Annotated in this window: 1 pseudogene; it reads left to right on the top strand. The window is 76.3% G+C overall.

Features of this window, described 5'->3' with window-relative positions:
• Nucleotides 1–524 precede the first annotated feature (524 nt).
• Nucleotides 525–910, top strand: a pseudogene (locus AC2W7G_RS17290) (maleylpyruvate isomerase family mycothiol-dependent enzyme); the annotation flags it as partial.

Genomic DNA, 910 nt, shown 5'->3' with positions numbered 1-910 from the left:
CGGGAGGACGACGTGGGGGCTCGGCGTGCGGGGTGGGCGTGGCCGACGCGGTGGGGCTTCGGCGACTGCGTGGTGGCGGTGGCCGAGGGCTCGGCCGACGGCTCGTCGTCGCCGCCCGAGCAGGCGGTGAGCAGCAGCGCGGACATCATGACGGCGCCTGCGGCGCGGACCCCCAGCATGCTGTCGACCCTAGCCACGTCCGCCCGCCGCGTCGTGGCGACGGCCGACCCCGCGCTCCCCTACGGTGGCGCCCATGACGGACGCCGCCTCGCCCCTGCAGCACGAGATCGACGTGTGGTGGAGGGCGGTGAACGACCTGGCCGACCTGCTCGACTCGCTCGACCCGGACGACTGGCACCGGCCGACCGACCTGCCCGGCTGGGACGTCCACGCCGTCGTCGCGCACACCGCGCACCTGGAGCACCTGACCGCCGGCGCCGCCACGACGAGGTGGCCTTCGAGCGTCCGGCCCACGTGCGCAGCGACATGGGCCTGTTCACCGAGGCGGGCGTCGTCGCCCGCGCCGACCGCACGCGGCCGAGCTCGTCGACGAGATCCGCACCGACACCGCCCGCCGCCACGAGCAGCTGCTGGCCGACCCGCCGACCCAGCCGGACGAGCCCGCCCTGGGCCTGTTCGGCGCGATCGGCTGGACGACGCGCACGCTGCTGCGCAACCGTCCGCTGGACGTGTGGATGCACGAGCAGGATGTCCGCCGCGCCGTCGGACGTCCGGGCGGGCTCGACTCCCCCGCCGCCGCCCACGTCGTCGACTACCTCAGCGAGAGCCTCGGCTACGTCCTGGCCAAGCGGCTCAAGGAGGCGCCCGGCACGGCGCTCGTCGTCCACGTCGAGGGCCACGAGCCGGTCACCGCGCGCGTCCGCGACGACGGGCGCGGCGCCGTGGCGCC

The sequence above is a fragment of the Aeromicrobium sp. PFPM2_SD2 genome, assembly GCF_057364525.1.
Note: the sequence above shows the minus strand (reverse complement) of the source record. Positions and strands in the feature narration are given on the sequence as shown.